At 70.1% G+C, this 26,575-nt stretch carries 19 protein-coding genes, 2 rRNA genes and 2 pseudogenes; 7 read left to right on the top strand and 16 right to left on the bottom strand.

Annotated features, from left to right (window positions below):
- Positions 1 to 11: 11 nt before the first annotated feature.
- Both QRX50_RS27680 and pyrG read right to left on the bottom strand, forming a co-directional pair.
- On the bottom strand, positions 12 to 644 hold the full coding sequence (locus QRX50_RS27680; RefSeq protein WP_285966079.1) for an NUDIX domain-containing protein: 633 nt from the start codon (positions 642 to 644) through the stop codon (positions 12 to 14).
- Positions 641 to 2,341 carry a CTP synthase gene (pyrG, locus tag QRX50_RS27675; RefSeq protein WP_285966078.1) on the bottom strand — a complete coding sequence of 567 codons (1,701 nt, stop codon included), beginning with the start codon at positions 2,339 to 2,341 and terminating at the stop codon, positions 641 to 643. Before pyrG ends, QRX50_RS27680 begins: the two co-directional genes overlap by 4 nt.
- A 96-nt stretch (positions 2,342 to 2,437) precedes the next feature.
- Between pyrG and aroA the strand changes: the two genes are divergently transcribed.
- Positions 2,438 to 3,736: a 3-phosphoshikimate 1-carboxyvinyltransferase gene (gene aroA / locus QRX50_RS27670; RefSeq protein ID WP_285966077.1), complete on the top strand. Its 1,299-nt coding sequence runs from the start codon at positions 2,438 to 2,440 to the stop codon at positions 3,734 to 3,736.
- Positions 3,737 to 3,773: 37 nt separating this feature from the next.
- Here aroA and QRX50_RS27665 read toward each other — a convergent pair whose 3' ends face one another.
- Positions 3,774 to 4,034, bottom strand: a complete 261-nt coding sequence (locus QRX50_RS27665) for a hypothetical protein (RefSeq protein ID WP_285974778.1) — start codon at positions 4,032 to 4,034, stop codon at positions 3,774 to 3,776.
- Between QRX50_RS27665 and QRX50_RS27660 the strand changes: the two are divergent.
- Positions 3,919 to 4,234, top strand: a pseudogene (locus QRX50_RS27660) (aspartate/glutamate racemase family protein); the annotation flags it as partial. The gene QRX50_RS27665 and the pseudogene QRX50_RS27660 overlap by 116 nt on opposite strands.
- Here QRX50_RS27660 and QRX50_RS27655 read toward each other — a convergent pair.
- The gene (locus QRX50_RS27655) at positions 4,203 to 5,354 is read right to left on the bottom strand and encodes an acyltransferase (RefSeq protein ID WP_285966076.1); all 1,152 of its coding nucleotides are present in this window, start codon (positions 5,352 to 5,354) and stop codon (positions 4,203 to 4,205) included. The pseudogene QRX50_RS27660 and the gene QRX50_RS27655 sit on opposite strands and share 32 nt — an antisense overlap.
- Positions 5,355 to 5,593: 239 nt before the next feature.
- On the opposite strand from QRX50_RS27655, the gene QRX50_RS27650 reads away from it, so the two are divergent.
- Positions 5,594 to 6,352 carry a class I SAM-dependent DNA methyltransferase gene (locus QRX50_RS27650; protein ID WP_285966075.1) on the top strand — a complete coding sequence of 253 codons (759 nt, stop codon included), beginning with the start codon at positions 5,594 to 5,596 and terminating at the stop codon, positions 6,350 to 6,352.
- A gap of 25 nt (positions 6,353 to 6,377) precedes the next feature.
- On the opposite strand, the gene sigJ is transcribed toward QRX50_RS27650, so the two are convergent.
- Positions 6,378 to 7,250: an RNA polymerase sigma factor SigJ gene (sigJ, locus tag QRX50_RS27645; protein WP_285974577.1), complete on the bottom strand. Its 873-nt coding sequence runs from the start codon at positions 7,248 to 7,250 to the stop codon at positions 6,378 to 6,380.
- A gap of 190 nt (positions 7,251 to 7,440) precedes the next feature.
- Here sigJ and QRX50_RS27640 point away from each other — a divergent pair, with 190 nt between their 5' ends.
- The 4 genes and pseudogenes from QRX50_RS27640 (at position 7,441) to QRX50_RS49735 (ending at position 11,576) form a co-directional block, all read left to right on the top strand.
- Entirely contained in the window at positions 7,441 to 8,058 is a 618-nt protein-coding gene (locus QRX50_RS27640) for an LUD domain-containing protein (protein ID WP_285966074.1), read from the top strand.
- Between the two features lie 122 nt (positions 8,059 to 8,180).
- On the top strand, positions 8,181 to 9,458 hold the full coding sequence (locus QRX50_RS27635; RefSeq protein WP_285966073.1) for an alginate lyase family protein: 1,278 nt from the start codon (positions 8,181 to 8,183) through the stop codon (positions 9,456 to 9,458).
- A 211-nt stretch (positions 9,459 to 9,669) separates the two neighbouring features.
- Positions 9,670 to 11,012, top strand: a pseudogene (locus QRX50_RS49740) (glycoside hydrolase family 18 protein); the annotation flags it as partial.
- Positions 11,013 to 11,057: 45 nt separating this feature from the next.
- Entirely contained in the window at positions 11,058 to 11,576 is a 519-nt protein-coding gene (locus tag QRX50_RS49735) for a carbohydrate-binding protein (RefSeq protein WP_353074170.1), read from the top strand.
- A gap of 74 nt (positions 11,577 to 11,650) precedes the next feature.
- Here QRX50_RS49735 and QRX50_RS27620 read toward each other — a convergent pair whose 3' ends face one another.
- The 11 genes from QRX50_RS27620 to QRX50_RS27570 form a co-directional block, all read right to left on the bottom strand.
- Complete coding sequence (locus QRX50_RS27620; protein ID WP_285966070.1) at positions 11,651 to 12,601, bottom strand: copper transporter; 951 nt, start codon at positions 12,599 to 12,601, stop codon at positions 11,651 to 11,653.
- On the bottom strand, positions 12,598 to 13,782 hold the full coding sequence (gene steA / locus QRX50_RS27615) for a putative cytokinetic ring protein SteA (protein WP_285966069.1): 1,185 nt from the start codon (positions 13,780 to 13,782) through the stop codon (positions 12,598 to 12,600). The genes QRX50_RS27620 and steA overlap by 4 nt, the downstream gene beginning before the upstream one ends.
- A gap of 96 nt (positions 13,783 to 13,878) precedes the next feature.
- A complete protein-coding gene (locus QRX50_RS27610) occupies positions 13,879 to 15,024 on the bottom strand; it encodes a DUF1266 domain-containing protein (protein ID WP_285966068.1) in 1,146 nt (381 codons plus the stop codon).
- Between the two features lie 9 nt (positions 15,025 to 15,033).
- On the bottom strand, positions 15,034 to 16,815 hold the full coding sequence (gene recN / locus QRX50_RS27605) for a DNA repair protein RecN (protein ID WP_285966067.1): 1,782 nt from the start codon (positions 16,813 to 16,815) through the stop codon (positions 15,034 to 15,036).
- 182 nt (positions 16,816 to 16,997) lie between these two features.
- Entirely contained in the window at positions 16,998 to 17,924 is a 927-nt protein-coding gene (locus QRX50_RS27600) for an NAD kinase (RefSeq protein ID WP_285966066.1), read from the bottom strand.
- Entirely contained in the window at positions 17,921 to 18,766 is an 846-nt protein-coding gene (locus QRX50_RS27595) for a TlyA family RNA methyltransferase (protein WP_285966065.1), read from the bottom strand. The genes QRX50_RS27600 and QRX50_RS27595 overlap by 4 nt, the downstream gene beginning before the upstream one ends.
- Before the next feature lie 5 nt (positions 18,767 to 18,771).
- Complete coding sequence (locus tag QRX50_RS27590; RefSeq protein ID WP_285966064.1) at positions 18,772 to 18,978, bottom strand: hypothetical protein; 207 nt, start codon at positions 18,976 to 18,978, stop codon at positions 18,772 to 18,774.
- 16 nt (positions 18,979 to 18,994) lie between these two features.
- On the bottom strand, positions 18,995 to 19,981 hold the full coding sequence (locus tag QRX50_RS27585; RefSeq protein ID WP_285966063.1) for an HAD-IIA family hydrolase: 987 nt from the start codon (positions 19,979 to 19,981) through the stop codon (positions 18,995 to 18,997).
- On the bottom strand, positions 19,974 to 23,057 hold the full coding sequence (locus QRX50_RS27580; RefSeq protein WP_285966062.1) for a hypothetical protein: 3,084 nt from the start codon (positions 23,055 to 23,057) through the stop codon (positions 19,974 to 19,976). Before QRX50_RS27580 ends, QRX50_RS27585 begins: the two co-directional genes overlap by 8 nt.
- Before the next feature lie 199 nt (positions 23,058 to 23,256).
- Positions 23,257 to 23,373, bottom strand: a 5S ribosomal RNA gene (rrf, locus tag QRX50_RS27575).
- A gap of 56 nt (positions 23,374 to 23,429) precedes the next feature.
- Positions 23,430 to 26,547, bottom strand: a 23S ribosomal RNA gene (locus QRX50_RS27570).
- Between the last annotated feature and the right edge of the window lie 28 nt (positions 26,548 to 26,575).

The raw sequence follows: 26,575 nt of genomic DNA, 5'->3' as shown, positions 1-26,575 counted from the left end.
GGACGGGCAGATCAGCCTTCCGCTCGGCGCCGGGCGAAACGGGTGGGCCGGTCGCGCCACGGCGCGTCGGCCGGACGGGCCTTCGCCGCGCCGGTGAGCACCGCGTGCGCGGCCAGCACACCCGAGACGGTCGCGCCGTTCACCAGCTCACCCGAGAGCGCCATGGCGACGGCTTCGGCGAGCGGGAACTTCTTCACGACGAGGTCGGCCTCCTCCTCGCCGAGCACCTCACGGTCCACTTCGGACAGACCGCGCGCGAGGAACACGCGCACGACCTCGTCGGTGAACCCGGGCGAGGCGGCCACGTCCACGAGCGTCGACCACTCGCCCGCCGCCAGCCCGACCTCTTCCACGAGCTCGCGCTTCGCCGCGTCGACGGGGTCCTCCCCCGGCTTGTCGATCAGGCCGGCCGGCAGCTCCCACAACCGGTGCCCGAGCGGGTGCCGGTACTGGTGGACCATCGTGACCGCGTCCTCGGCGTCGAGCGTGAGGATCGCGACGGCACCGAGGTGCTCCACGACCTCGCGCTTCGCCGTCTCGCCGCCGGGCATCACCACGTCGTCGACCCGCAGGCCGACGACGCGTCCGATGTGGACGACCTGGCTGCCGGCGACCGAGAACTCGTGCTTGCCGGGCTCGGTCACCGGGCCGCCACGGGCGCCTCGGCGAGCTCCACCGGCAGCCGCTCGGCGACCTTGCGGTCCACCACGGCCTTCACGAACGCGCTGAAGAGCGGGTGCGGCCGCGTCGGGCGGCTCTTGAGCTCCGGGTGCGCCTGCGTGCCGACGAAGAACGGGTGCACGTCGGCCGGCAGCTCCACGAACTCGACCAGGCGGTCGTCGGGCGAGGTGCCGGAGAAGACGAGCCCGGCGTCGGAGAGCTGCTTGCGGTAGGTGTTGTTGACCTCGTAACGGTGGCGGTGGCGCTCGGAGACCTCGGTGCTGCCGTAGGCCTTCGCGACCTGCGAACCCGGCTTGAGCTTCGCCGGGTACGCGCCCAGGCGCATCGTGCCGCCCATGTCGCGCTCGCCCGCGACCACGTCGCGCTGGTCGGCCATCGTCGAGATCACCGCGTGCTCGGTGTTCTCGTCGAATTCCGCCGAGTTGGCGTCCGCGATGCCCGCCAGGTGCCGCGCGCCCTCGATGACCATGCACTGCAGGCCGAGACACAGCCCGAGCAGCGGCACGCCACGCGTGCGCGCGTACTCGATCGCGCCGACCTTGCCCTCGATGCCGCGGATGCCGAACCCGCCGGGGATCAGCACGCCGTCCACATCGGACAGCACCGAAGCGGCGCCCGACGCGGTCTGCGCGTCGTCCGAGGCGACCCACACGATCTCGACCTTGGCGCGATGGGCGAACCCGCCCGCGCGCAAGGCCTCCGTGACCGACAGGTACGCGTCGGGCAGGTCGATGTACTTGCCCACCACGGCGATCCGCACCGTCTCGCTCGGGTTGTGCACCCGGTTGAGCAGGTCGCCCCACACCGTCCAGTCGACGTCGCGGAACGGCAGGCCCAGGCGGCGCACCACGTAGGCGTCGAGCGCCTCGCCGTGCAGCACCTTGGGGATGTCGTAGATCGAGCGTGCGTCCGGGCAGGCGATGACCGCCTCCGAGTCGACGTCGCACATCAGGCCGATCTTGCGCTTGAGGTCCTCGGGGATCTCCCGGTCGGCCCGGCAGACCAGCGCGTCGGGCTGGATGCCGATGTTGCGCAGCGCGGCCACGGAGTGCTGGGTCGGCTTGGTCTTGAGCTCACCCGACGGCGCGAGGTAGGGCACGAGCGACACGTGCAGGAAGAAGCAGTGGTCCCGCCCGACGTCGTGGCGCACCTGGCGGCACGCCTCGAGGAACGGCAGCGACTCGATGTCGCCGACCGTGCCGCCGACCTCGGTGATGACCACGTCCGGGGTGTTCCCGTGCTCGTCCGGACCGGCCGCGGCGGTGATGCGCGACTTGATCTCGTCCGTGATGTGCGGGATGACCTGAACCGTGTCGCCGAGGTACTCGCCGCGGCGTTCCTTGGCGATGACCTCCGAGTAGACCTGGCCGGTCGTGACGTTGGCCTTGCCGTCGAGGTCCCGATCGAGGAACCGCTCGTAGTGCCCGATGTCGAGGTCCGTCTCCGCACCGTCGTCGGTGACGAACACCTCACCGTGCTGGAACGGGTTCATCGTCCCGGGGTCGACATTGAGATAGGGGTCGAGCTTCTGCATCGTGACGCGAAGCCCGCGTGCGGTAAGGAGCTGGCCGAGGCTCGAGGCCGTCAAACCCTTACCGAGAGAGGAGGCGACGCCTCCGGTGACAAAGACAAACTTGGTAGCCCGCGACTGATGTCCCACGGGCCGCCAGCATATCGCACGCACGCCGATCCGCGCGTTCGCGCCCGTTCACGGCGCGGCGTCGATCACGGGGACCACCACGCTAGGCTTCGGTGCGTGACGGATGCGCACGAAAACCACTGGGCCGCGCCGGTCGCGGCGGCGGCACTCGACGCGCGGGTGCGCGTCCCGGGCTCGAAGTCGATCACGAACCGCGCCTACGTGCTGGCCGCGCTCGCGGGCGCACCCACGCGGGTGCGCGTGCCGCTCGACTCGCGCGACACGCGGCTCATGCTCGGCGCGCTGGCCTCGCTGGGCGCGCGGTCGGAGGAGACCGCCGACGGTTTCCTCGTCTACCCGCTCGGCACGACCGGCAGCAGCCACGGCGAGCCGGTGGAGGTCACCCTCGGCAACGCCGGCACCGTCGCCCGCTTCACGCCGGCGCTCGCCGCGCTCGGCGACTCCCCCGTGCTCTTCGACGGCGACGAGGCCATCCGCCGCCGCCCGATCGGCCCGCTGCTGGCCGCGTTGCGCCGCCTCGGCGTGCGCATCGACGATGACGGCCGCGGCGCCCCGCCCTTCACCGTCCACGGCGACGGCGGGGTCCGCGGCGGCACGGTCGACCTCGACTCGTCGGCGTCGAGCCAGTTCCTCTCCGCGCTGCTGCTGGCCGGTCCCGCCTTCGACCGCGGCGTGACCGTGCGTCTGGTCGGCGACGCGCCACCGAGCGAGCCGCACATCGCGATGACGCTCGACATGCTGCACCGCTTCGGCGCCACCGTGGAGCGCGAAGGCGCGGAGTTCCACGTCGCGCCGGCGAAGCTGTCGTGCCCCGAGTACGTCGTGGAGCCGGACCTGTCCACGGCCGCGCCCTTCGTGGCCGCCGCCGTGGCCGCGGGCGGCACCGTGCGCGTCGCGGGCTGGCCGAGCACCACGACCCAGCCGGGCGACTGGCTGCGGAGCTTCCTGCCCGCGCTCGGCGCGTCGGTCCGGCTCGAGGACGGCGGCCTCGCCGTCACCGGCGGCTCGCGCATCCCGGGGGTCGAGCTCGACCTGCACGAGGTCGGCGAGCTGACCCCGGTGGTCGCCGCGCTGCTCTGCTTCGCCGACGGCCCGTCGGTGATCAGCGGCGTCGCGCACCTGCGCGGCCACGAGACCGACCGGATCACCGCGCTGGCCACGGAGCTGTCGGCGCTGGGTGGCGACGTGTCCGAAACGGACGACGGCCTGCGCATCACGCCGGCCCCGCTGCACGGCGGCGTCTTCCGCACCTACGACGACCACCGCCTGGTCATGGCCGCGGCCGTGCTGGGCCTGCGCGTGCCCGGCATCCACGTCGAAAACCCCGCCACGGTGGGGAAAACGTTCCCGGCGTTCGTCGAGACGTGGACCGGGATGCTCGGCTCAGGCCAGTAATTTGGCCCCGCCTTCGGCAGGGCGTGCGAGATCGCCTTCAAGCGATCTCGCGGGTGGGTTGCGGCCACGGCCGGCCACGCGCGGCCGCACCAGCGCCCAGGACGAGCGAGCGGCTCCCGCGCGGCTCGAAGACCGCGGTCGGCGCGTCGGCGGAGGGTCCGGCCGGCACCATCGCGTGCAGCCGCGAAGGAGCGCGGGAGCTGCTCGACGTGCCGGTCGTCGACATCACCGAGGCCGCCGCGCACTTCGCGTGCCTGCTGGGCCGCCGCTGCGGCGTGGTGACCACCCTCGACCGCACGTGCGGGCTCATCGAGGACAGCCGGCATGACGAGCCTCGCCCCGTAGCTCTCCGCCGCACTCGACGTGCCCGTGGTCGACGGCGTCGCCGCGGCCGTGCGGCTGGCCGAATCCCTGGTGGCGCTGGGTCTCACGACCAGCCGCGCGGGTTCCTACGCCGCCCCGTTGCCTAAGCGGCGGCGGTGGCGGCCGCCCGCTTGAGCTCCAGGGGCGGCCGGCCCGTCAGCGCCTTGCTCCACGGCAGCCGCCGCAGCACTTCGACGATCACCAGCGTCAGCGCGACCGTGGCCGGGTAGACGACCACGGTCGTCCACGGCGCCCCCACTCCGTCGCCGACAAAGGCGATCAAGGGGCGCAGCAGAGCCAAGGCGAGCGGGTGCGTCAGGAAGATCGCGAACGACCGGTCCACCGCCCACGACACCACACGGCCACCGCGCCGGCCTGCCTCGGCCCAGCGCGTGCCCACCAGGAAAAGGCCCGCGATGGCCGCGACGCACCACGGCACGAGGTAGGGCCGGAACGCGTCGCTCGCGAGCTCCGGCCACAGTCCGTTGTGGACACTCACGAAGTAGCCCGTCTCGGCCACGGCGAGGGTGACCACCAGCCCGCCGGCGACGAACCACCGGTGCCGCCGCACCCACGCCTGCACGGCCTCGAAGTGCACGGCCGCGACGGCGCCGAGCACCGAGTAGAACTGGTAGGGCAGCAGCGTCGTGAAGAACCGGCTGACGGTCGAGTACTCCACGCCTTCGGGCGGGTAGCTCAGGAAACACGTGACCGCGATCTGCACCGCCCCGGAGATCCCCAGCACGAGCCACGGCCGGCGCTCCAGCGTGCGCACCAGCTTCATCAGCACCGGGAAGAGCAGGTACACCTGCAGCGTCACGAGCAGGAAGTACAGGTGGTACCACGCCGTGCCGTTCGCGATCTCGATCCCGAGCGCGCGCAGCGCCGCGGCGACGGAGCCGACGGGCTGCTCGGCGGTGAGCAGCGAATAGCCCCAGTAGAGCACCGACCAGACGACGTACGGCACCGCGACCAGCGGCACCCGCCGGCGCCAGAACGCCATCGGCCGCGGCGGGCGCGAGCGGTAGGAGAACACGAGCACGAACGTCGTCAGCGCGAAGAACGCTTCGCGCGTGAGGTGCAGCGGCGTCTCGAGCGCGTCGGACACGACGTCCTGCGGGAAGGTCGTAGCCCCCAGCACGTGCATGAGAATCACCAGGGCGAAGGTGATCACGCGGTACAGGTCGAGCTGGTACAGGTGGGCCGCCCGCGCCGGGGCCGCCGCGGGGGCGGGTGCGATCTCGGTCGTGGTCATCGTGCGGCCGGGCCCCCGGGTGCGGAGTGGATCATGCGACCACATTTGCCGCACTGCCTGTGAAGCAGCCATGAAGTGGCTGAGAACGCGCTTTACCGCAGGAAAACGGGCGTAGCGAAGATCACGTCCGTCCACTGACCGGGATCACGGCAGCACGACGGTGGTACATACCCGTGCGCACCCGAGGTCCCGAAATGGGCGTGCGGAGCGGACGACGGCACGCGTAGCGCCCGACGGCCATGGGCGATCGAGACGTTCCGGCCGACGGCTGGTGCCCGGAGAGTGTGGCCGCGGGGTACGACGCTCCGGGTGGCGCGAACGCGCCTGAGGTGGTGACGCCCGCGGTGGACGTCCTCGAGGAGCTGGCCGACGGCCCCGTGCTCGAATTCGCCGTCGGGACCGGACGCATCGCCGCCCCGCTGGCCGCGCGTGGCGTGCCGGTGAGCGGCATCGAGCTGAGCCGGGCCATGGCGGCGCGGATCGCGAGCAAGCCGGGCGGCGACACCGTCGACGTCACGATCGGCGACATGACCTCGACACGGGTGGCCGGTGAGTTCTCGCTGGTCTACCTGGTGTTCAGCACGATCGGCAACGTCACCGCACAGGACGCGCAGGTCGAGGTCCTCCGGAACGCGGCCGCGCATCTGCGGCCGGGCGGGCTGTTCCTCGTCGAGGTGGGCCTGCCGGATCTGCGCCGCCTGCCACCCGGGCAGGACACCGTCCCGTTCGCGGTGACGCTCGACCACGAAGGTGCCGGTTACGTGGGGTTCGACCAGTACGACGGCGTGACCCAGCAGTTCACGTCGAACCACCTCACCGTGTCACCGGACGGAACGGGGCGGTTTCGCCGCATCCCCGTCCTGTACGTCTGGCCGGCCGAGCTGGACCTCATGGCGCGCATCGCCGGGATGAAGCCGAAGCACCGCTGGGCGGACTGGGATCGTTCGTTGCTCACGGCCGGCAGCACCAAGCACGTGTCGGTCTGGAAGAAAGGCTGAAGTACTCCCGGCTCCCGGCCGAGCGTCAGTCCGTCAGCCAGGGCCGGAGTTTCTCGGGGTTGCGGATCACCCAGATGTGCTTGATCCGATCGTCCGCGACGTCGAACGCGTACACCGTCTGCGTGATTCCGTCGCGCTCGGCCACGAGCCCGGGCTGGCCGTTGACCGTACGTTCCGCCAGCGTGGTGGTGCCGAGTGCGCGGTGGGCGAGCTCGATCCAGGCCCGCGCGATCGGCTCGGCGCCTTCGATGGGGTGGAGGAAGGTCAGGGCGCGTCCGCCGCCGTCGGCGGTCGCCGTGGCGTCGGGATCGAGCAGGCCGATCAGGGCGGTGATGTCCTTCGCTTCCCACGCCTGTTTGAAGTCCCTCACGACGCTCGCGTGCCGGGCCACCGGGCTGGCGGGTGCCCGGGCCGCGCGCACCCGCCGGCGTGCCGAGGAAGCCAGCTGCCGGCAGGCCGCCGGCGTGCGGCCGACGATCCCGGCCACTTCGCTGAACGTGTAGCGGAACACGTCGTGCAGGACGAACGCCACGCGCTCGGCCGGGGTCATCGACTCGAGCACCACGAGGAAGGCCATGCCGACCGACTCGTCGAGGGTGACGCGGTCGGCCGGGTCGGCGCCGCCCGCTCGGCCGGGCCACTCCGCGGGCCCGGGCAGTGGCTCGGGGATCCATTCGCCCACGTAGGTCTCCCGCCGGGCGCGCGCCGAACCGAGCAGGTTGAGGCAGATGCGGCCGGCGACCGTCGTCAGCCACGCACCGGGAGACTCGACGGCGTCCCGCTGTTCCCGCGACAGCGCGTACCAGCGGGCGTAGGTCTCCTGCACGGCGTCCTCGGCCTCGGCCAGGGAGCCGAGCAGCCGGTAGGCGAGGTTGGTCAGGTGCCGGCGCTCGCTCATGATCGCGCTCAGCCCCGCCTCGGGTGGGGTGGTCGGGTTGAACACTGTGGCGGCGGCTCCCTCGGTCTCGTGCTGCCCTCAGCAGTACGACACGACAGCGCGCCGGAATGTGAGGCCGGCGCGCCGCCTCACACTTCGGGGGCGTGTGTTGTCGAGCTGATGAGACCCTCGACCACCGCCAGGAGACACCATGACCACCTCGCTGTTCACTGCCCCGGCTTCCGCGCAGCGCTTGCAGCGCACGGCCACCGCGTTGGCCGCACACGGCTTCACCGTCGAGATCCTCGACGACGTCGCCGCGGCCCGCACCCGCGTCACCGAACTGGTCCCCCAGGGCGCCAGCGTACTCACCGCGGCCAGCGAAACGCTGCGCTTGTCCGGCATCGACGACGACCTCAACTCCAGCGGGCGGTACGAGGCGATCAAGCCCCGCACCCTGGCCATGGACCGCGCCACCGCGGCCGACGACATCCGCCGGCTGCGCGCCAGCCCCGACTTCCTCGTGGGCAGCGCCGCCGCCGTCACCGAAACCGGCTCGCTCGTGATCGCCTCCGGCAGCGGCAGCCAGCTGCCCGCGTCGTCCGGCGGCGCCGCCCGCGCGATCTGGTTCGTCGGAGCACAGAAAGTCGTGCCCGACCTGGACGCCGCCCTGCGCCGCGTCGAAGACCACTGCCTGCCCCTGGAAAGCGAGCGCGCCCTCGCGGCCTACGGCTGGCCCAGCGCCGTCAACCGGCTGCTGGTCCTCAACGCGGAGCCTTTCCCGGGGCGCAGCACCATCGTGTTGCTCCGCGAAGCCATCGGGTTCTGAGGCGCCGGTCCCCGATTGACACCGGCACCGGGCGCCCAGCACAATTCGCGTCGCCACAGCCGCACCGCCGCCCGGTTGCCGTGGGGATCCCTGGCGTCCCCGGTAGTTCGAAGGGCGAAACAGTGCGAAGGCAGTTACGCATTCTCGGCGCGACCGTGCTCACCGCGGTCCTCGCGGTGGTCCCGCTGAGCGGCACGACAGCGGCGGCCCAGCCGGTGCCGCACACGGTCGTGACGGACGGCAAGAAGCTGGCACAGATCCGCGCCGAGCTGCGCGGCGGACACGCCACCTCGGCGCAGAAAGCCGCGCTGAAGACGTTGCTGGGCAAGGCCGACGAGGCGCTGACCGCCGGCCCGTGGTCGGTCATGGACAAGCCCACCACCCCGCCGAGCGGCGACAAGCACGACTACCAGAGCCAGGCGCCCTACCAGTGGGCCAGCCAGCCGAAGACGCCGGACAACCCGCAGGGCTGCCCCTACGTGAACCGAGACGGCGAGCGCAACCCCGAGGCCGACGCGATCACCGACCACACCTACCGCATGGTGGCGTGGGACGCGATCTACTACCTCAGCACGGCCTGGTATTACACCGGCGACGCGAAGTACGCCCAGCGCGCCGCCCTCGACATCCGCACGTGGTTCCTCGACCCGGCGACGCGGATGAACCCGAACATGACCTACTCGCAGATCGTGCCGTGCAAGAACACGATCAGCGGCACGGGGATCATCGACTCCACGCAGTCGTTCAGCCAGCTGCTCGACGCGTTCGCGCTGCTCGACTCCGGCGCGCCCGGCTGGACCGGCCACGACCGCTCGGCGATCCGCGCGTGGCTCGGGCAGTACCTGACCTGGATGCAGACCAGCCCGCAGGCGAAGCTGGAGCTGGCCGCGACCAACAACCACAGCACGTTCCTCGACATGCAGAACGCCACCATCGCCGCGTACCTCGGCAAGACGGACCAGGCGCGCAAGATCGTCACCGACGCGCTGCACAAGCGGTTTCCGGTCCAGTTCGACGCCGACGGCAACCAGCCGCTCGAGCTCACGCGCACGATCTCGTGGCACTACGTGAACTTCAACCTCACGGCGTGGGGCCGGATGGCCGAGGTCGGGCACACCCTCGGCGTCGACGTGTGGGGCTACCGCGCGAGCAACGGCGTGACCCTGCGCAAGGTCGTCGACCGGCTCATCCCGGCGGCGCTGCACGGCGTGCCGTCGTGGCCGTTTCCGCAGATCGCCCCGCTCGACCAGTCGATCGCCGCCGACATCTTCCACGCGGCCGCCGAGGAGGCCCACGACACCGACGCGGCGAAGGCGCTCGAGCAGATGCCGCTGCCCGCAGGCGGGGACACGTGGCCGGTGCGCGTCACCTGCTTCCCGCTCGACCCGCCGCTCAAGTGACGGGCCGACCTTCGGCGGGCTTTTCCGGACGAAACACCCGATAGAACCCACCGCCCGAAATTGGTCTAGTCCAAAGTATTGACTCTCCCTGTGCGCTGATTCAAATTCTCAGAACGGGCCGGTACCGCTCAGGCAGTGATCCACACGTCGCGTCGGTCCTCCGCGCACTCCCCGGGTGCGGAGGACCGTTCGCCTGCGCGAGGGAGAACCCATGCAGCACAAAGTATCCAGAAGAGCCGCCTGGTTCTCGGCCGCCGCCGCGGCCGTGGTCGTCGGCGGTCTCACGACGCTGGCCGGCCCGGCCGCGGAAGGCGCGGCCGTCGCGCCCGCGGCGAGCCAGCAAGCCGCCGTCTCGGGCGGGCTGCGCGTCGCCTACTACGACCAGTGGAGCATCTACCAGAACGCCTACTACCCCCAGAACGTCGACGCGCTCGCGGGCAACCTCGACTACCTGATCTACGACTTCGAGAACATCGACCCGGCGAACCTCACCTGCTTCGAGGCCACGAAGGCGAGCGACCCCGACCCCGCCGGCGAGAACAACCCGAACGCGGGCGACGGAGCGGGAGACGCCTTCGCCGACTACCAGAAGTCCTTCGGCTCGGACATCAGCGTCGACGGCACGGCCGACGCGTTCGGCATGCCGATCGTCGGCAACTTCCACCAGCTGCAGGAGCTCAAGGCGCGCCACCCCAACCTCAAGGTGGTGCTCTCGCTCGGCGGCTGGACGTACTCGAAGTACTTCTCCGACGTGGCGGCCACCGACGCGTCGCGCAAGAGTTCGTGAGCTCGTGCATCGACATGTTCATCAAGGGCAACCTGCCCTCGCAGGGCGGCTACGGCGGCCCCGGCACCGCGGCCGGCATCTTCGACGGCTTCGACATCGACTGGGAGTACCCCGGTTCGAACACGGGTCACCTCGGCAACCACGTCGGCGCGAACGACACCGCGAACTTCACGGCTCTGCTCGCCGAGTTCCGCTCCGAGCTCGACGCGCTGGGCGGCAAGCACTACTCCGTCTCCGCCGCGCTGCCGGGCGGACAGGACAAGATCGCGAAGCTGCAGACCGACAAGATCGGCAACTACCTCGACTTCGCCGACGCGATGACGTACGACATGCACGGCGCGTGGGACGCGACCGGGCCGACGAACTTCCAGGACCCCCTGTACGGTTCACCCGATGACCCGTCGGGCCCGATCCCGCCGGGCACCGAGAAGTACACGACCGACTCGGTGATCAAGGCTTACACCAAGGGCTCGACCGCGTACGGCATCCCCGGCGGCTTTCCGGCGAACAAGCTCACACTCGGCATCCCGTTCTACTACCGCGGCTGGACGGGTGTGCCCGCCGGCTCGAACCACGGGCTCTACCAGTCGGCGTCCGGGCCTTCGGCCGGGAAGACGTTGAGCGGCAACGTGCCCGGCATCGCGATGTACAAGGAACTGAGCGGGGTCGTCGACAACCCGGCGGATACCTTCTACGACCCGACCACGCAATCGGCCTGGTTCTACGACGGCACGAACTTCTACGGCGGCTCGTCGGCGCAGTCGATCAAGGCCCGCACCGACTACATCCACTGCACCGGCCTGGCCGGCGCGATGATGTTCTCGCTCTACGACCTCGACCCGAACGCGACGCTGTTCCACGACGTCGTCAACGGGCTGGCCGGCTCCACGGCGGGCTGCGGCACCACGCCGCCGACCACACCCACCACCCCGACAAACCCCACCACGCCGACCACTCCGACGTCTCCGCCCACGACCCCGACCACCCCGGGCGGTGGCTCGTGCTCGGCGGCGGCGTGGAGCGCGACGCAGGCGTACACCGGCGGTGCCGTCGTCTCGTACAACGGGCACCAATGGACGGCCAAGTGGTGGACGCAGGGCGACACCCCGGGCGGCAGCCAGAACGTGTGGACTGACAACGGAGTCTGCTCGCAAGGCGGCACGACCACGCCGCCGGGTGGCACCTGCCCGGCCGCGTGGAGCGCGACGCAGGCCTACAGCGGCGGCGCCACCGTGTCCTACAACGGGCACCAGTGGATCGCGAAGTGGTGGACGCAGGGCGACACCCCCGGCGGCAGCCAGAACGTGTGGACCGACAGCGGCTCCTGCTGAGCGCAAATCGGCGGCGGGTCCGGATCTCTCACCCTCCAAGAGATCCCGGCCCGCCGCCGACGTGCGTGGTGCTGCTAGTTCCCGGCCGAAGACCCGACACCCGGTGCGGGCGCCTGGGCGTTGCCGCCGGTGCCGTAGCGGCCGGAGCCGCCGTCGAGCTGCTCGCGCAGGGCCAGCAGCGTCGCGACGCGGCCGGCGGCGGAGTCGACGTTGTCCACAGTGGACAGGATCGAGGTGGCGGAGGTGTCGGCGCGCACCACGCCGATCGGGCCGGAACCGTCGGCCGAACCCGAGTCGCCGGTGAGCACCGTGCCCGCACCGGAGCGGTCGAGCTGCGTCGCGAACCGCGCGATCGTGGCCGCACGGTCGCCCGCGCCCTCCCCCGTCTGCTGGGAACCCGTGAGCACGATCGCCAGCTGCGCCGGCTGCACGCCCTGGCTGGGCTTCACGAAACCGCCGTCGGTGAGGCCACCGAGCGCCGCGGCCAGTTCGTCCCCTGTGGACTGCGGCTTCGCCGTGGTCTTGTCGAGCAGCAGCACCGAACCGAGCAGCGCGCCGGCGAGCGTCCCGGAGTCACCCGCGGTCGGGAACTGCGAACCGGCCGGCTGCAGGCGCGTGACGACGTCGCGCAGCTGGTCGGCCTTCTCCGGGTCGGTGAACGCGTCGGTGAGCTGCAGCTCCCCCGTGACGGAGGCGCCGGACTGCTGCACGAGCTGCTTGATCGCGTCGCGGTCGGCCGGGCGGGCGTCCTCGGTGGTCACGAGCACCACCGTGCGCTTGTCGAGCGTGCCGGCCACGACCTTCGGGCCCATCGACCCGGCGAACGCGTCGGAGTCGGCCAGGCGCGCGTTGAGCGCGTTGCGCTGCGCCTCGAGGTCGGAGACCTGCGTGCCGAGGTCCTTCTTCTGGTCCGACAGGCCTGAGAGCAGCGAGCCGTTGAGCGCGGTGGAGCCCAGGACCACGCCGACGGCCAGCGCGAGGAAGCACGCCGTGATGGAAACGATGTGGTACCGCAGGGAAATCACGTGAAGAGCCCCTTCACCCAGGTGGTGAACGTGGTCCAGGTGTGCTGGATCCAGTCCAGATAGACGGAGCCGACGTCGGAGACCAGCAGCGCGGCGACCACCACGACGACGGCGGCGAGGACGAGCAGCGCGACGGCGCCCAGGGACACCCGGCTGCGGTGCAGCGTCGCGACGGCCTTGCCGTCGACCAGCTTTGTGCCCAGCTTGAGCCGGGTGAGGAACGTCGACGGGTTCGAGCCCGACCGGCCGTGGTCGAGGAACTCCCGCAGCGTGGCCTGGAACCCGACGGTGACCACGAGGCTCGCGCCATGGGCGTCGGCCAGCAGCAGCGCGAGATCCTCGGAGTTGCCCGACGCGGGAAACGTGACCGCGCCGATGCCCAGGTCCTGGATGCGCTCGACCCCGGCCGCGTGGCCGTCGGGCTGCGCGGGCACCACGACCTCGGCGCCGCTGCGCAGGGTCGCGGTGCCGATGCCGGTAGGGTCGCCCACGATCACGTCAGGCGTGTAGCCCTGCGCGCGCAGGGTGTCGGCGCCCGCGTCGACACCGACGAGCACCGGCCGGTGCTCCCCGATGTACTTCTTGAGCCGCTTGAGGTCTTCGGCGTGGCCGTTGCCGCCCGCGACCACCAGCACGTGGCGGTCGCGCATCGGCAGCCGCAGGTCGGGCACGCCGACCCCGTCGAGGATCAGCGTGCGCTCGCGGCGGAGGAACTCGATGGTGTTGGCCGAGAACGCCTCCAGCTGCGTCGACATCCCGGCCTTGGCCTCGATCATCTGGTCGGCGACGCTCTCGGGCGTCTGCTCGTCGCCGGAGGCGATCTGCCGCTCCCCGACGTAGACGCCCCCCTCGTGCACGCGCAGCTTCGTGCCGTCCTTGACGGTGCGCAGCAGCTCGCCGCCGACCGAGTCGACGAGCGGGATGCCCGCGGCCAGCAGGATCTCCGGGCCCAGGTTCGGGAACCGGCCGGAGATCGACGGCGACGCGTTCACCACGGCGGCGACCTCGGCCTCCACCAGCGCATCGGCCGTCGCGCGGTCGAGATCGAGCTGGTCGAGCACCGCCACGTCGCCGACGCTGACGCGGCGCAGCAGCTCCCGGGTACGGCGGTCGACCCGCGCGACGCCGGTGATGCCGGGGAGGGCTTCGTGGTTTCGCGCGAGCAGACCGGTGAGCTTCATGTGGCTGATGGTGACAAATTTGTGGATGGGACGAGCGCCGACGCGCCGAAGGGGGCGTGACTCATTGTGGTGAGCCGTGTCGCCGTGCGCGTCCGTTCAGGGTTGGATGGTGGGTTCCGCCGCGGCGAACGAGAGGTTCAGCCAAGGACTGGCGGGATCTTGTAGCAGCAGGTGATGGACTCGCACGGCCGAGGTGTACTCCTCGCCGAACTCCTCCTCGTCCAGCGCGAGAGCCCGGCCCATGACATAGCTCGCGGACAGCTCGGCCCATGACTGGTGGTAGCGACGCGCCACCGCGCCGGCCTCGAGCACCATCAGCTCGGCCGTGAGCGGATCGCAGTGACCCACCGCCAGGCCCCACCGCGCCATCGCCACCGCACGGGCGACGTCCCACCCGATCGTGGTCCCGACGACGCCGGAGGGTGGCAGCAACCCGTCGGCCCGGAAGCGCTGTTCGTAGCGCACAACGCGGCGCAGGACTTCGGTGAGCGCGGGTGCCTGGTCCTGCGCGCCGTTGTCCGCGCACCAGCGCACCACGAGCTCGGCCCACGACCACGGATCGAGCCCCGCGCCGTAGCGGGCGCGCAGCACGAGGACCAGGTTGCCCGGCGTGAGCGTGTAGCCGGGACCGACGAGGTCGTTCATCGCGGCGCGCCAGCCGGCCGCGTCGGACACGCCCCACCAGTCCCGCAGGCCGCGGACCTCGGCGACGTAGTCGTGGTAGCGCGCGTCGAGCACGTTCCACGGCTCGGCCGTGAGCACGGCCTGGTGCGCGCCGCACGCGAGCGCGTGGGCCAGCGGCCCGTCGAAGTGCCCGTAGCGCGCGGTGTTGAGCCGCTCGACCTGCTGCTCGACCGCCGTGACGCGGTGCGGGTTCGCGTCGAGCCACGGCAGCACGGCCGAACCGGGCACGCGCCACTCACCGAGGGTGCCGGGGTTGAACACCACCTGCTCGTCGGCGCCGACCCCGTGCAGCGCCCAGTCGAGGTCGCCGCTGAGGAACACCACGTCGGCGCCGAGGTCGGGCAGCGCGCCGCGCGTGAACAACCGCAGCGAACGCTCACGGCAGCAGGCTCTGGCCGACGACCAACCCTGTTCGCCCGCGAGTTTCTCCGCGTCTTCCCGGAGCATCGGCACGAACAGCTCTTCATCGCCGAGCAGCCCGAGGAACCGGTCGAGATCGCCGTCGCGCCGAGCGCGGGCGAGCTCCGCCTCGACGTCGGCCACCGCGGCCCAGATCATGGAGTGTGGTCAGCCCTTCTTGGCGCGCTTGCGTTTCGGCTCGGCGGCGGCCTTGTCCTTCTCCGCCACCGCGAGCAGCTCCTCGGCGTGGGCGCGGCCGGTCTCCGTGCCGTCCATGCCGGCGAGCATGCGCGCCAGCTCCTTCACGCGGTCGGGCTGCCTCAGCGTCTTCACGCCGCTTCGCGTGACGCCGCCGCTGGTGCCCTTGTCCACCACCAGGTGCTGGTCGGCGAAGGCGGCGACCTGCGGCAGGTGCGTCACCACGAGGACCTGGTGCGTGCGCGCGAGCCGGGACAGCCGACGGCCGATCTCGACCGCCGCGCGCCCGCCGACGCCGGCGTCGACCTCGTCGAACACCAGCGTCTGCACGGTGTCGGCGTGGGCGAGGACCACCTCGATGGCCAGCATCACGCGCGAGAGCTCACCACCGGAGGCCGCCTTGTGCACCGGCAGCGGCGGCGCGCCGTCGTGGGCGCGCAGCAGCAGCTCGACCTCGTCGATGCCGTCCGCACCGGCGTGGACCGCGTGGCCGTCGATCGCGAGCGCCTGGCGGTCGCCGTGTTCGGCCGGCTTCTGCTCGACGGTGATCTCCAGCTCCGCCTGCCCCATCGCGAGGCCGGAGAGCTCCTTGGTGATCGCCGACGCCAGCTCGGCCGCGGCCTTGCCGCGCGCCGCCGACACCGCGGTGGCGTGGTCGCCCAGCTTCGCGGCGAGCTCGTCGCGGCGGCGGGCCAGCTCGGCGAGCGCCTCCTCGGAGGTGTCCATCGACTCGAGCCGGCGGCGCGCGTCGTCGGCCCAGACCAGCACGCCGTCGACGTCGGCCGCGTACTTGCGGGTGAGCCGCTTGAGATCGGCCTGGCGTGCCAGCACCTTCTCCAGCAGCGCCGGGTCGGCGTCGAGCCCCTCGATGTACCCGCCCAGCTCCGCACCGACATCGGTGAGCAACATGGACGCTTCTTCCAGCCGCGGCACGAGCTCCCGCAGCGCCGCGTCCTCGGCCGAGGCCAGGCGTCGCAAGGCTTCGCCGACGAGGCCGAGCGCACCGGGCGCGTCGGGGTCGCCGTCCTGCGAACCCGAGACCGCGACGTGCGCTTCGGTCGCCGAAGCGCGCAGCTCGTCGACGGCCATCAGCCGCTTGATCTGCTCGGTGAGCTCCACGTCCTCGCCCGGCTCGGGCGCGACGGCGTCGATCTCGGTGAGACCGTGCTTGAGCAGGTCGGCCTGCTGCGCCATCTCGCGCGAACGGGTGGAGCGCTCGGTGAGCTCGCCGATCACGGCCAGCCACTCCTCGCGCACCTCGCGGTAGGCGGTGAGCGGCTCGCCGACCGCGGGGCCCGCGAACCGGTCGATCACCGCGCGCTGCTCGCTCGGGCGCAGCAGCCGCAGCTGGTCGTTCTGCCCGTGCACGGCGATCACCTGCTCGGACAGGTCCGCCAGCACGCCGACCGGCACGGACCGGCCGCCCAGGTGGGCTCTCGACCGCCCGTCGACGGCCACCGTGCGCAGCGCGATCACGCTGCCGTCCTCGTCGATGTCCGCGCCCGCGTCGGTGACGATGCGGCTCGCGGTATCGGCCTTGTCGAGGGTGAAGCGCCCCTCGACGAAGGCCTTGAGCATTCCGTTCCGGACCTTCGACGCTTCGGCCCGCCCACCGGAGAGCAGGTGCAGCCCGGTCACGACCATGGTCTTCCCGGCGCCCGTCTCACCGGTCACAACGGTGAAACCCGGGTGCAGTTCCAGCAGGGCGTCCTCGATGACTCCGAGGCCCTGGATGCGCATCTCGGCCAGCACGACGCCTACGGTAGCCGCCCCCACCGACCTTCCGTGCGCTCGACCGGTGCTAAACGTTCTTTTCGCTGGTCGAACACCTGTGCGGACGGTTCGGCCCGGGCGTGTCACGGGTCACCTCGCGCACACCCTGCGTTGCGAAGGAGAGCGCCGCACGTCGTCGATCACCGCACGCCAGCACCCGCTCAGACCGAGCGGCCGCCGGTGCGCCGTTCGCGCCAGCTGCGCACCGGCAGGCCGAACTTGTGCACCAGCCGGTCGGTGAACACGCCTTCCCACAGCCGCACGAGCCGCACCGGCCGGCGGCCGCAGACGACGCGCATGAGCGAGCCCGGCGGCATGTCGAAGCTGCGCAGCCCGTCGCAGGTCAGGACGGCGCTATGGCCCGACGGGTCGATGCCCACGGTGATCACGGAGTCGGGCGAGACCACGAGCGGACGCGCGAACAGGGCGTGGGCGTTGCTGGGCACCACGAGCAGCGCCTCGACGTCAGGCCACATGATCGGGCCGCCGGCGGAGAAGGCGTACGCGGTGGAGCCGGTCGGCGTCGCGCACAGCACGCCGTCGCAGCCGAAGGACGAGACCGGGCGGCCGTCGACCTCGATCAGCGCGTCGAGCACGCGCTCGCGCGAGAACTTCTCCACGCTGGCCTCGTTGAGGGCCCACGTGCGGTAGAGCTCGACGCCACCGTGGGTGACGGTGACGTCGATCGTCATCCGGTCCTCGACCTGGTACTCGCGGTCGACCACACGCTGCACGGCGTCGGCGAGCGCGTCGGAGTCGGCCTCGGCCAGGAAACCGACGCGGCCCAGGTTCACCCCGAGCACCGGCACGCCCGCGGGCCGCGCGAGCTCGGCCGCGCGCAGCAGCGTGCCGTCGCCGCCGAGCACGAACACGAGCTCCGCTCCGCGCGCGGGGTCGTCCTGCGGCGCCACGACGGTGCAGGGCATGTCCATACAGCCGTCGGGGTCGATGAGCTGACGCACCTCTTCGTCGGTCACGCGCAGCCGGATCCCGGCCTTCGTGAACCGCGCTGACACCTCGCGTGCGGCCTCCCGCGTGTGGTCCCGGTCCGGGTGCGCCACGAGAAGCACTTCACGTTCGCTGGTCACTGGGGTCCTTCCTGGACGGCGGCCCGCACGAGCCGCTCGACACCGTCCACAGTGCCATCGGCGGCCGCGAGTTCGCCCGGATCTTGATGCCGAAGATCTCGCCGCAGCCACACGAAGTACTCGACGTTGCCGGACGGGCCGGGCAACGGGCTCGCGACGACCCCGCGCAGCGCGAGCCCCAGCTTCGCGGCTTCGGCGATGACGTCGACCACGGACTGCACGCGCAGCTCGGGATCGCGGACCACGCCGCCGCTGCCGAGGCGGTCCTTGCCGACCTCGAACTGCGGCTTGACCATGGGCACGAGGTCGGCGCCTTCGCGCGCGCACTCGGCGAGCGCGGGCAGCACGAGCTTGAGCGAGATGAAGGACAGGTCGCCGACGACGAGGTCGACCTGGCCGCCGAGTGCCTCCGGCGTCAGGTTGCGCACGTTCGTGCGGTCGAGCACGACCACGCGTTCGTCGGTCCGCAGCCGCCAGTCGAGCAGGCCGCGGCCCACGTCGGCGGCGATCACGGTCGCGGCGCCGTTGCGCAACAGCACGTCGGTGAACCCGCCGGTGGACGCGCCGGCGTCGAGGCAGCGGCGGCCCTCGACTGCGAGGCCTTCGGGGCCGAACTTCTCCAGCGCGCCCAGGAGTTTGTGCGCGCCGCGCGAGGCCCAGCCGGGGTCGTCCTCGTCCTTCACCACGATGGGCGCGTCGGACTCGACGCCGGTGGCGGGTTTGCTCGCGACCATGCCGCGCACGGAGACCTTGCCGCCGGTGATCAGTGCCGACGCCTGTTCCCGCGAGCGGGCCAGGCCGCGGCGGACCAGCTCCGCGTCGAGGCGGGCCCGTTTGGGCACGCCGGTCAGACCCTGTCGATGCTGGACAGGGCCACGGTGAGCTCGGTGTGCACGGCTTCGAACCGGTCGACGTGTTCGGAGAGCGGCACCGAGTTCAGATCGTCGAGGCCCGCCACGGCTTCCTCGATCCCCGCGCGGGGATCGATCTGCTGCGGGCCGGGTCCGGGTACCGGCGGAGGGCCCGGGACGGGCCGCGGGACGTTCGGGTGCACGAGGTCAAACTACCAGTCAGGCCAGGCGCAGCCCGGTCAGCGCCGCCTCGGCCGCGTCGCCTTCGGCCCGGACCTCGGTCACGCCGCTCGCCCACGCCGCGTGGCACAGCGCGCGGAGCAGGTCGAGGGTGTCGCCGCTGCCGCGCACGGTCAGCACGTCGCCCGTCACGATCTCCCAGCCCGGCCGGGGACCGATCTTCAGGTCCTCGGCGCGCTGCGTGAGCGCGGTCAGGTCGGCGGCCAGGTGCGTGGGCCGTTCCGCCGGGATCGCGGTCAGGAGACCGGTGGGCGTCGCGACGCCGGAGAGCACCGCGAGCACGTCCATGCCCGCGGCGACGGCACCGGCGATGTCGGTGTCGAGCCGGTCGCCCACCACGAGCGGCCGGTTCGAGTCGGCCGACCGCGCGGCCGTCTCGAACAGCAGCGGCTGCGGTTTGCCCGCGACGACCGGTTCCGTGTCGGTGGCCGTGCGCAGCGCGGCGACCATGGAACCGTTGCCCGGCAACAGGCCGCGCTCGGTGGGCAGGGTCGCGTCGACGTTGCAGGCAACCCACAGCGCGCCCGCGCGGATCGCCAGCGCCGCCTCGGCGAGGTCGGCCCAGCCGGTCTCGGGCGAATGCCCCTGCACGACGGCCGCGACGTCGTCGTCGACCTTCCGCACGGTGCCCAGCCCGGCCGCTGCCACTTCGGCGGCCAGCGAGTCCGTGCCCACGACCAGCACGTGCGCACCGGCTGGCAGGCGCTCGCCGAGCACCGCGGCGGCGGCCTGGGCACTCGTGTGCACCTCGTCGACGGCCGCGTCGAGACCCAGCGATCGGAGATGCGCGACGACGTCGGCCGGCGCCTTCGACGCGTTGTTCGTGACGTACCGGACGGCCGCGCCCTGCTCCCGCACGGCCCCGACCGCCTCCGGCGCGCCCTCGATCACCTGCGAGCCGTGGTACACGGTGCCGTCCAGGTCGAACAGCACCGCGTCGTAGCCCGCGAGGAGCGCGTCACTCATTCGAGAGCTCCGCGGCCCGCTCGGCGGCGTCGGTCTCGTCTTCGTTGTCGGCCTCGGCGGCGTTGAGGAACCAGCGCACGGCCTCGTCCTTGCGCCCGGCGGCCACGAGGTTGTCGGCGTACGCGTAGAACAGGCGCGCGCTCCACGGGTCCCGCTTGCTCGGCACCAGGTCCGGCCCCTGCAGCGAGACCACCGAAGCGTCCACCTGCCCGAGGTCCCGCCGTGCCCCGGCCGCGACGATCGCGAGCTCGACCTGCGTCGCCTTCGAGAGCTTCGCCGTGTCGGCCTCCTTCGCCAGGTCCAGCGCCCGCTCCGGCCGGCCCAGGGCCCGCTCGGAGTCGGCGATGATGGCGATGTGCTCGTCGCTGCGCGTCATGCGCCGCACGGCCCGCAGCTCCGACAGCGCCTCCTGCCAGTTGCCCGCGTGGTAGGCCGCCAGCCCCAGGGCCTCCCGCACGATCGGCACGCGCGACGCCTTCACCTTCGCGTACTTCGCGTGCTCCAGCGCCGCCTCCGGGTCGACGTCGATCAGCCCGCCCGCCGCGACCAGGTGCTTGCCGACGGTCTCGGCCAGCCCCTTCGGCAACGTCCGCAGCTCACGCCGCACCTCTTCGTCCAGATCGGAGTACTCGATGCCCTCCGGCAGCTCCGGCGCTTCGAGCAGCTCCCTCGCCAGCGCCGCGTCGTCCAGCGCCTCGGCGCCGGCCCGCGTGCCGCGCATCGGACGGTCGTCCCGCCGCGGCCGCGAGTCACGGCCACCGCGCGCGTCGCGGTCGTCCCGACGGGGCCGGTCGTCGCGGCGGTTGTCACGGCTGTCACGGCTGTCCCGGCCCTCGCGGAAGTCACGACGGGGGCGGTCGCTGCTGCTTCCGCGGTCGTCACGGTCACGGTCACGGTCACGGTCGTCGCGAGAAGACCGCTCGCCACCGTTGCCACGGTCGCCACCGGTTCGGCTGTCACCCGAGGCGTTGTCGCCAGAGGACCGCTCGTTGCTGTCGTCTCGCGTCGAGACCGCGGTGCCGTCGCCACTGTCTCGGCTGTCGTCGCTCGGGCGGTTGTCGCGAGAGGACCGCTCGTCGCGGTCGTCGCCCGCGTTGTCACTGTCGCCGCCTTCGCGAGCGGACTGCGCGCCACCGTTGCTGTCGTCGCCGCGGTCTTCACGCGGAGCGTCCGCGCGACTGCTGTGGTCGCCGCTGTCGCCGCCCTGGGGCGTCGAGTCGTCTCGGTTGTCCCGAGCGGACCGCTCGCCTTCGCGGTCGGCCGAGTCGTCGGCCTGCGACCGTGCGGCGTCGCGCGAAGCCGACTCCTCGCGATCGGAGTCGCCGTCATCTGTACGGTCGGCGCGCGGTGCGCCGCCGTCCGCATCGGCCTGGTTGCGTGCGGCGTCGCCATTGCCGGTCACGTCCGAGCGCTCGCCGCGGCCGCTGTCAGCGGGCTTCGAGAAGTCCTCGCGGTCGGCGGTGTCGCCGGCGACGAAGCCGTCGTCGGTGATGTCGAAGTCTTCGTCGGCGGCGGCGCCGCGAGTGTCGGCCCGGTCGAAGCCGCGGGAATCACTCGAGTCGCGGCGGTCGTCACGGTTGAAGGAGCCGCGGGTGTCGCGCGGGCCGTTGTCGCGGCGGTCGGAGCCGCGCGAAGCGCCCCGGTCGTCACGGCGGTCGGCGCCGCCCCGATAGCCGCCCCGGTCGTCCTTGCGGAAGCCGCTGCCCGAGCTGCGGTCGTTGCGGAAGCCGGAGCCACCGCGCTCGTCGCGCGAACCACCGCTGCGGGAGCCGCGGTCGTCACGGTCCTTCTGGAACCCACCCGGCCGGCGGTCGTCGCGCGAGCCACCGGTGCGCGGACCGCGATCGTCGCGGTCGCCCCGGTAACCACCCGAGGTGCCGCGGTTGTCCCGGTCGCCCCGGTAGCCGCCCGAGCCGCCACGGTCATCACGGTCGCCTCGGTAACCACCCGAGCCACCGCGCTCATCGCGGTCGCCCCGGTAGCCGCCGGAGCTGCTGCCGCCGCGGTCATTGCGGAAGCCGGATCCACCGCTACCGCGGTCGTTCCGGTACCCGCCCGAGCCGCCGCCACTGCGGTCACCGCGGAAACCACCCGTGCTACCGCCGCTGCGGAAGCCGGAGCCGCCACGGTCGTCACGCGGGCCACCCGAGCTGCCGCCGCGGTAACCCGAGCCACCACGCTCGTCACGCGGGCCACCCGAGCTGCCACCCCGGTAACCCGAGCCACCACGCTCGTCACGCGGCCCACCAGAGCTGCCACCCCGGTAACCCGAGCCACCACGCTCGTCACGCGAGCCCGAACCGCTGCCGCCGCGGTAACCCGAGCCGCCACGCTCGTCACGTGAGCCCGAACCGCTGCCGCCGCGGTAGCCACCGCGATCGTCGCGCGAGCCACCGGAATTGCCACCGCGGTAACCGGAGCCACCACGGTCGTCACGGAAGCCCGAGCCGCCGCGGTCCTTCTGGAAACCGCCGGAATTGCGGTCGTCCCGGTCGTTGCGGAAACCGCCACCCCGATTGTCGCGGTCGCCGCGGAACCCGCGGTCGTCGCCCGAATCGCGGGTGGGGCGGAAACCGCCGGAGCCCCGGTCATCACGGAAACCGCCGCGGTTGTCGCGGGGGGCGCCGGAGCCACGGGAATCGCGGAAGCCGTCGCCGGAGCGGTTGTCGTTGCGGAAGCCACCGGTCGAGCCGCTCGAACCGCGGTCCTCCCAGCGACGCCCGGACGCCGACTTGCCCTGCGGCCGGCCGGACCGGTTGTCGTAGCCGCCGCGCGAGCCGCGGTCGTCGGAACCCGCGCGCGGGCCGCCGTCGCGGTTGCCGGCGTATCCGCCGCTGCGCTGGTCACGGGAGCTGTCGCCACCCGAGGGCCGGCCCTGGTACCCACCGCCGCGCGCACCGCGGTCGTCCTTCCGGGGGCGTCCCTGGTAGCCGCCGTCACGCCCGCCACGGTCCTGCCGCGCGCCACGCCGGTCTCCCCGGGGCGCGTCCGACCGGTTGCCGCGGGAGCCCTGGTCGCGGCGAGCCGACCGGCCGGACCCATCATCCTCTGAGTCACGTCGACCGAACTCGGACACCTGGCCTCCTGCCATAGAAAAATCTTGTGTTTTCACGGGCCACCCGCTACGGGGGCCGACTGACCATCCTACGGGGCCACTCGGAGCACCCCGCGCGCGCATGGCGCTCCGTCACGGGCACCGCACAGCACGCCACATAGAGATAGGCCCCGGGAGAATCGCTTGCGCGTTCTCAACCGGGGCCTAACCCTTACTTTTAGTTCGGCGGCGTCCTACTCTCCCACAACCCTTCGGTTGCAGTACCATCGGCGCTACCAGGCTTAGCTTCCGGGTTCGGAATGGGACCGGGCGTTTCCCTGGCGCTATAACCACCGAAACACTACGAAACACGCGTGGTGTTTCAGAACCGTAGAGTGGATGCGTAACATCTTTGTAGGCAAGTCCTCGGCCTATTAGTACCAGTCAACTCAACAACACATTACTGTGCTTCCATCTCTGGCCTATCAACCCAATCGTCTCTTGGGGGCCTTAACCCACATGGGGTGGGATACCTCATCTTGGAACAGGCTTCCCGCTTAGATGCCTTCAGCGGTTATCCCTTCCGAACGTGGCCAACCAGCCATGCCCCTGGCGGGACAACTGGCACACCAGAGGTTCGTCCGTCCCGGTCCTCTCGTACTAGGGACAGCCTTCCTCAAGTATCCTACGCGCGCGGCGGATAGGGACCGAACTGTCTCACGACGTTCTAAACCCAGCTCGCGTGCCGCTTTAATGGGCGAACAGCCCAACCCTTGGGACCTACTCCGGCCCCAGGATGCGACGAGCCGACATCGAGGTGCCAAACCATGCCGTCGATATGGACTCTTGGGCAAGATCAGCCTGTTATCCCCGGGGTACCTTTTATCCGTTGAGCGACACCCCTTCCACCAGGTGGTGCCGGATCACTAGTCCCGACTTTCGTCCCTGCTCGACATGTCTGTCTCACAGTCAAGCTCCCTTGTGCACTTGCACTCAACACCTGATTGCCAACCAGGCTGAGGGAACCTTTGGGCGCCTCCGTTACTCTTTAGGAGGCAACCGCCCCAGTTAAACTACCCATCAGGCACTGTCCCTGAACCAGATCATGGCCCGAGGTTCAGATTCCCAATTCGACCAGAGTGGTATTTCAACAATGACTCCACAGTAACTAGCGTCACCGCTTCACGGTCTCCCACCTATCCTACACAAGCCGAACCGAAAACCAATACCAAACTATAGTAAAGGTCCCGGGGTCTTTCCGTCCTGCCGCGCGTAACGAGCATCTTTACTCGTAGTGCAATTTCGCCGGGCCTGTGGTTGAGACAGCCGGAAAGTCGTTACGCCATTCGTGCAGGTCGGAACTTACCCGACAAGGAATTTCGCTACCTTAGGATGGTTATAGTTACCACCGCCGTTTACTGGCGCTTAAATTCTCAGCTTCACCCCCGAAGGGATTAACCGGTCCTCTTAACGTTCCAGCACCGGGCAGGCGTCAGTCCATATACATCGTCTTGCGACTTCGCATGGACCTGTGTTTTTAGTAAACAGTCGCTTTCCGCTGGTCTCTGCGGCCACCACTCCCTAGCCTGTAAAAGGCCTCAAGAGCACTGGCCCCCCTTCTCCCGAAGTTACGGGGGCATTTTGCCGAGTTCCTTAACCACAGTTCACCCGATCGCCTTGGTATTCTCTACCTGACCACCTGTGTTGGTTTGGGGTACGGGCCGTGCATGCACTCACTAGAGGCTTTTCTCGGCAGCATAGGATCACCCTCTTCGCCTCAAACGGCTACGCATCACGTCTCAGCCTATAGCCATGCGGATTTACCTACATGACGGCCTACACGCTTACACCAGGACAACCATCGCCTGGCGGAGCTACCTTCCTGCGTCACCCCATCGCTTGACTACTACAGAATCAGATCCCACGCTCCACAACACAGCTCCATCCGAAGACTTCACCATGCGCTTTGGGTGGTTAGTATCAACTGCCTCATCATGGGCGCACATGCTCGGGTACGGGAATATCAACCCGTTGTCCATCGACTACGCCTGTCGGCCTCGCCTTAGGTCCCGACTTACCCTGGGCGGATTAGCCTGGCCCAGGAACCCTTGGTCATCCGGCGGCAGAGTTTCTCACTCTGCATTCGCTACTCATGCCTGCATTCTCACTCCCACACCCTCCACCACTGGTTTCCACCGTGGCTTCCCTGGATGCAGGACGCTCCCCTACCCATCAACACGACTACACGCGCTCCTCAAGGGAACACGCGGATCTATTGTGTCAATGACACAGCTTCGGCGGTGTGCTTAAGCCCCGCTACATTGTCGGCGCAGGACCACTTGACCAGTGAGCTATTACGCACTCTTTCAAGGGTGGCTGCTTCTAAGCCAACCTCCTGGTTGTCTGGGCAATCCCACATCCTTTCCCACTGAGCACACACTTAGGGGCCTTAGCTGGTGTTCTGGGCTGTTTCCCTCTCGACGACGAAGCTTATCCCCCGCCGTCTCACTGCCACACTCTCACACCACGGTATTCGGAGTTTGGTTGATTTCGGTAACCCGGTAAGGCCCCTAGACCATCCAGTAGCTCTACCCCCGTGGTGAAACATGTGACGCTGCACCTAAATGCATTTCGGGGAGAACCAGCTATCACGGAGTTTGATTGGCCTTTCACCCCTACCCACAGCTCATCCCCCAGGTTTTCAACCCTGGTGGGTTCGGGCCTCCACGACGTCTTACCGACGCTTCACCCTGGCCATGGGTAGATCACTCCGCTTCGGGTCTAGACCACGCGACTATGACGCCCTATTCAGACTCGCTTTCGCTACGGCTACCCCACACGGGTTAACCTCGCCACGCAGCACTAACTCGCAGGCTCATTCTTCAAAAGGCACGCCATCACCTATTACAGCTCTGACGGCTTGTAGGCACACGGTTTCAGGTACTCTTTCACTCCCCTCCCGGGGTACTTTTCATCTTTCCCTCACGGTACTCGTCCGCTATCGGTCTTCAGGAAGTATTTAGGCTTACCGGGTGGTCCCGGCAGATTCACAGCAAATTCCACGAGCTCGCTGCTACTCGGGAACACCACCAAGAACAACAACATGCGTTTTCGCGTACGGGACTCTCACCCACTCCGGTCGCCCATCCCAAGGCGTTCCACTAACACATGCGCCATCCCGAAGAAATGTCAGTCTCTTCAAGGCGGGTCCCACAACACCGTCTACACAACCCCTGACAGGTATCACATGCAAACGGTTTAGCCTCTTCCGCTTTCGCTCGCCACTACTCACGGAATCACTTTTGTTTTCTCTTCCTACGGGTACTGAGATGTTTCACTTCCCCGCGTTCCCTCCACACGCCCTATATATTCAGGCGCGGGTAACACCACATCACTGGTGCTGGGTTTCCCCATTCGGAAATCCTCGGATCACAGCTCGGTTGACAGCTCCCCGAGGCTTATCGCAGCCTCCTACGTCCTTCATCGGCTCCTGAAGCCAAGACATCCACCATGTGCCCTTAACAACTTGACCACAAAGATGCTCGCATCCACTCTACAGT

Source organism: Amycolatopsis sp. 2-15 (assembly GCF_030285625.1).
Classification (GTDB): Bacteria; Actinomycetota; Actinomycetes; order Mycobacteriales; family Pseudonocardiaceae; genus Amycolatopsis; species Amycolatopsis carbonis.
The sequence above is the reverse complement of the archived record's forward strand: the minus strand, read 5'-3'. Positions and strand labels throughout refer to the sequence as shown.

Coding starts and splice junctions, on each gene's coding strand:
- QRX50_RS27655 (WP_285966076.1), bottom strand. CDS start 5,354: ATGACCACGACCGAGATCGCACCCGCCCCCGCGGCGGCCCCGGCGCGG.
- QRX50_RS27650 (WP_285966075.1), top strand. CDS start 5,594: ATGGGCGATCGAGACGTTCCGGCCGACGGCTGGTGCCCGGAGAGTGTG.
- sigJ (WP_285974577.1), bottom strand. CDS start 7,250: ATGAGCGAGCGCCGGCACCTGACCAACCTCGCCTACCGGCTGCTCGGC.
- QRX50_RS27640 (WP_285966074.1), top strand. CDS start 7,441: ATGACCACCTCGCTGTTCACTGCCCCGGCTTCCGCGCAGCGCTTGCAG.
- QRX50_RS49735 (WP_353074170.1), top strand. CDS start 11,058: ATGATGTTCTCGCTCTACGACCTCGACCCGAACGCGACGCTGTTCCAC.
- steA (WP_285966069.1), bottom strand. CDS start 13,782: ATGAAGCTCACCGGTCTGCTCGCGCGAAACCACGAAGCCCTCCCCGGC.
- QRX50_RS27610 (WP_285966068.1), bottom strand. CDS start 15,024: ATGATCTGGGCCGCGGTGGCCGACGTCGAGGCGGAGCTCGCCCGCGCT.
- QRX50_RS27585 (WP_285966063.1), bottom strand. CDS start 19,981: ATGAGTGACGCGCTCCTCGCGGGCTACGACGCGGTGCTGTTCGACCTG.